Genomic DNA, 4,180 nt, shown 5'->3' with positions numbered 1-4,180 from the left:
GGAGCCCGCCCGAACGGCCGCCACCCGGGGCCGGTTGCGCAGCACCACCGGCACCTCGCCCCACTCGGCCGGCTCGGGCTGCCGCGCGAACACCGCCACCCGGCCGCCGAGCGCCGCGCCCACCTCGGCGCGCAGCGCCGGGACGCGCTCCTCCGGCATGTAGCCGGAGACCACGAACGCGAAGCGCGTGCCGCCGCAGCGGGCCACCGCCTCGCGCCGCTCCACGGCCCACGCGGCCGCCTGCCGCGCCGCGGCCAGCGCCGGGCGGAGCTCCGCCGCGCGCGCCGCCAGCGCCTCGGCGTTGCGGGCCAGCTCCCCCGGGATGGCGCGCCGGCGCGCCGCGAGCAGCGGCAGGAGCGCGGCGATGGGCTTGCCGGCGTAGTCGGCGGGGAGCGCCGTCTCCTCGACCCCGCGCGCCGCGAGCAGCTCGGCCACGGCGGCCGATCGCTCGCGCGGCACGAGCAGCAGCACGCCCGTCCACTCCGCGTCCACGTCCCTCGACCGCACCTCGCAGGCGCCGTCGCAGGCGCGGCGCACCTCCGCCTCGAGGAGCGCCAGCACCGCCGGGTCGCGGCGGAGCAGCACGCCGTGCAGCTCCGGGGCGGGCCCCAGCGCCGGCCCCTGATCCAGCGGGGCCACCGCGAGCAGCAGGCGCGCGAACCGGTCGGTGGCGTCGCGCTCGCGCGCGAGCGCGTCGCGGCGCCGCTCCAGCCCGGCCACGTCCTGCTCGAGCGCCGCGAGCCGGGCGTCGAGCGCGTCGCTGCCGGGCGGCGGCAGCGCCGGGAGCGGCGGCGGGGCGCGCGCGCCCACCGGGCGCGGCGGGACCGGCGGGAGGCGCGCGTCCAGCGCCTCGATCCGGCGGAGCGCCCGGCCGCCCGCGCCGCCTCCTCCGGCGCGGGCTCCTCCGGCGGCGCCAGCGGGCGGGTGCCGGCCTCCCGCGCGCGGAGCTCGACCACCGCCTGCGCCTGCAGCACGCCCAGCGCGGCGGGCAGGGCGTCGCGCGGCCCGACCAGCTCCACCCGCGTCATCGGCAGGATCACGGGGCCTCCGGGTCAGTCGCCGCCGCCGCGGGCGCGGACGGTGAGGACCGGGACCGGCGAGAGGCGCAGCACGCGCTCGGCCACGCTGCCCAGGAGCGCGTGGGCCACGCCGCGCCGCCCCTGCGTGCCCATCACCACCAGGTCCGCGCGCGCCTCCGGCACGGTGGCGAGGATCTCCTGCCACGGCGTGCCCAGCTTCAGCACGCCCTTCACCCCGGGGCACTCGCGCTCGAGATCGCGCAGCGTCGCGTCGAGCCGCGCCTGCGCGTCCGCCACGAGCGGCGTGGCGAAGTCGTACGGGATCGGTCCCTCGTCGCGGTAGCCGGGGACCTCGCAGACGTGCACCACCGTGAGCGCGGCGCCCGCCTCGCGCGCGAGCGCCGCGGCGAGCGCGAGCGCGCGGCGGGAGGCCTCGCTGAAGTCGGTCGCGGCCAGGATGCGCGCGAAGGTCGCCATGGGCTCCCTCCCTGCCGAGCGGACCACCGCCACCTCGCCGGGACGATCGTCCCACCGGCGCGGAGCCCCTGCAATGGCGGAGCGGCGCGGGCACGCGGGGCGCGGCAAACGATCGCGGCACGGGCCCCGGGACCGCTGCCCGGGGGGAGGACGCTCGGGCGGAGCGTGCGGATCGCTCGGCCCCTCTCCACCTTGTTCGCCGACGCATGGAAACCAAGGGAGAGCGATCGATGATGCGATGGAATCGTTGGGGTATGGCCGCAGGCCTCGCGGCGGCGCTCGCGTTCGCCGGCCAGGCGGTGGCGCAGGGCGCAGGCGGATCGGGCGGGAACACGGGGAGCGGCCAGTCGGGCAGCTCCTCCGGCGCCGGCAGCACCGGCAGCGACGCCGGGAGCAGCGGCAGCATGGGCTCCGGCAGCAGCGCCGGCAGCAGCGGCAGCATGGGCTCCGGCAGCAGCAGCGCCGGCAGCGCCACGCGCGGCAGCGACACCGGCAGCGCTGCGACCGGCAGCACCGGCTCGAGCGCCTCGGCGCAGGGCTCGGCGAAGGTCTCCAAGGACCTGGACGAAGGGCTGCAGAAGCTCCACGCGGCCAACCTGTCCGAGGTCCAGATGGGCGAGATGGGCGTGCAGCACGCCCAGAACGAGCAGGTGAAGCAGTTCGCGCAGCGCATGGTGGACGACCACCGCAAGGCCGACGAGCAGCTCACCCAGACGTCGCAGCAGATGGGCATCGACCTGAACGGCAGCGCGTTCCAGAAGGAGCAGACCAAGGCCCAGAAGCGCCTGGACAAGCTCACGTCCAAGACCGGCGCCGCGTTCGACAAGGCCTACATGGCCGACATGCTCGAGGACCACCGGAAGGACACCCGCGAGGTCGGCGCGCTCGCGAAGAAGGCGCGGCAGGGACAGCACCAGGAGCTCGCCTCCTTCCTCGAGCAGACGCACAGCACGCTCCAGGGGCACCTCAAGGAAGCGCAGCAGACCCAGAAGGCGCTGGGCGCGAGCCGCCAGGCGCGGAAGCCGCACGGGAGCTCGATGGGCACCGGCTCGAGCGGCAGCAGCACGACCGGCAGCGGCTCCGGCTCGTCCGGCACGACCGACACCGGCTCCGGCGGCGCCGCGGGCTCGGGCTCCGGCACGGGCGGCGGCGGCACGCACTGAGGCTGGCGTCCCGTGCGAACGGGCCGGGGGCTGCGCGCTCCCGGCCCGTCGTGCTATCCGCGCACCAGGCGGCGGGGCACGCGCACGTCGAACGTCGAGGTGCCGCGCCGCACCTTGAGCAGCACCGAGGTGCCCTCCGGCCCGCGGATCGCGTCGATGGCGCCGGCCATGCCCAGCTCGGCCACCCGGCGCCCATCCACCTCCAGCACCAGGTCGCCGCGCCCCAGCCCCACCTCGGCCGCGCCGCCGCCCGCGATGACCTGCGCCACCGCGAGCCCGTCGCCCGAGGGCGCCAGCACGGCGCCGATGCCGGCCAGGTCCACCCGCGGCTCCTCGCCGTCGGCGGTGGGCCGGAGCCTCACCTCGACCGGTCCGGCGGTGCCACCCGGCTCGACCTGCACGCCGCCCAGCACGCGCGCGTGGTGGCCGGCCGCGGCCACGAAGATCGACGAGCGCGCCGGCAGGCCCGCGAGCGCGAACGTCCCGTCCGCCGCGCTCACCGCCTCCGAGAGCACCGGGAACGTGGACGCCGCCGCGCTGGGCAGCGCGCCCTCGACCGACAGCCGCGCCCCCGCGATGGCGGCCCCGGTGACGTCGTCGCGCACCACGCCGGTGAGGCGGCCGCCGGACTCGAGCGCCGCGTCCATCACCGCCTCGCCGCCGTCGCCGGGGATCTCCACCGCCCGCTCGCCGGACGGCGCGTAGCCGGGCGCGGTGATCACCACCGTCGCCGGCCCCGGGGCGAGGTCGTCGAGCGCGTAGCAGCCCGACGGGTCGATGACCGACCGCGTGCGCTGCGGCACCAGGCGCAACGGGCCGCGGCGCTCCAGCACCAGCACGGTGAACGGCGCCACCGGCGAGCCCGCCGCCGCGGACCGCACGCAGCCGCGCAGGCGGCCGCCGGCGGCCAGCTCGAGGAGGAGGTCCTTCGCGCCCGGCGCCACCCGGCGGAGCGCCGCCGGGGCGCGCCCCTCGGCCCGCGCCCGCACGCGGTAGGCGCCGGGGTCGAGCGGCGGCAGCTCGAAGCGACCGTCGGCCCCGGTGACGGCCTGGGCCGTGGGCGCGTCGTCCAGCCCGAGCACGCGCTCCGGCGACGCGGTCACCAGGGCGCCCGCGATGGGCCCCGCGCCCCTCGCGACCACGCGCCCCGACACCGGGGCGCGCTCGCCCAGCGGCCGGTGCGCGGGGCCGAGCTCCACGGTGACGCGCCCGTTGACGCGCTCCAGCGGGCCGATGTCGGCGCGCCCGGGGAGATACCCGTCCTTGCGCACCTCGAGCACCGCGCCCTCCGGCGCCGCGAACCGGAACACGCCCCGCGCGTCGCTCGTGAAGCGGTCGGGGATCGGCACCAGCGCCGCCTCTCCCGCCGCGCCGAGCAGCCGGACGCTCGCGCCCGCCACCGGCGCGCCGTCCCGGTCCACGACGTGGCCCTCGAGCTCCGCCGCCGGCGCGAGGTGGATCTCGATGCCGCGCACGTGGCGGCCCGCCGCGGCGTCGAGCTGGACGGGGCTGTGCCCCCAC

General features: G+C 78.7%; 3 protein-coding genes and 1 pseudogene. 1 reads left to right on the top strand and 3 read right to left on the bottom strand.

Annotation, left to right across the window (positions count from 1 at the left end; translation table 11 throughout):
* Both PSR1_RS22100 and PSR1_RS22095 read right to left on the bottom strand, forming a co-directional pair.
* Positions 1-810 (bottom strand): annotated as a pseudogene (locus PSR1_RS22100) (ATPase); the annotation flags it as partial.
* 242 nt (positions 811-1,052) lie between these two features.
* The gene (locus PSR1_RS22095) at positions 1,053-1,496 is read right to left on the bottom strand and encodes a universal stress protein (protein ID WP_059439490.1); all 444 of its coding nucleotides are present in this window, start codon (positions 1,494-1,496) and stop codon (positions 1,053-1,055) included.
* Between the two features lie 254 nt (positions 1,497-1,750).
* Here PSR1_RS22095 and PSR1_RS22090 point away from each other — a divergent pair, with 254 nt between their 5' ends.
* A complete protein-coding gene (locus PSR1_RS22090; protein ID WP_237758199.1) occupies positions 1,751-2,659 on the top strand; it encodes a DUF4142 domain-containing protein in 909 nt (302 codons plus the stop codon).
* 53 nt (positions 2,660-2,712) lie between these two features.
* Here the strand turns inward: PSR1_RS22090 and PSR1_RS22085 are convergent.
* Positions 2,713-4,180: carboxypeptidase regulatory-like domain-containing protein (locus PSR1_RS22085; RefSeq protein WP_059439488.1), on the bottom strand; the 1,468-nt coding region annotated here is incomplete at its 5' end.

Source organism: Anaeromyxobacter sp. PSR-1 (assembly GCF_000964525.1).
Lineage (GTDB): Bacteria > Myxococcota > Myxococcia > Myxococcales > Anaeromyxobacteraceae > Anaeromyxobacter.
Note: the sequence above shows the minus strand (reverse complement) of the source record. Positions and strands in the feature narration are given on the sequence as shown.

Coding starts and splice junctions, on each gene's coding strand:
- PSR1_RS22095 (WP_059439490.1), bottom strand. CDS start 1,496: ATGGCGACCTTCGCGCGCATCCTGGCCGCGACCGACTTCAGCGAGGCC.
- PSR1_RS22090 (WP_237758199.1), top strand. CDS start 1,751: ATGGCCGCAGGCCTCGCGGCGGCGCTCGCGTTCGCCGGCCAGGCGGTG.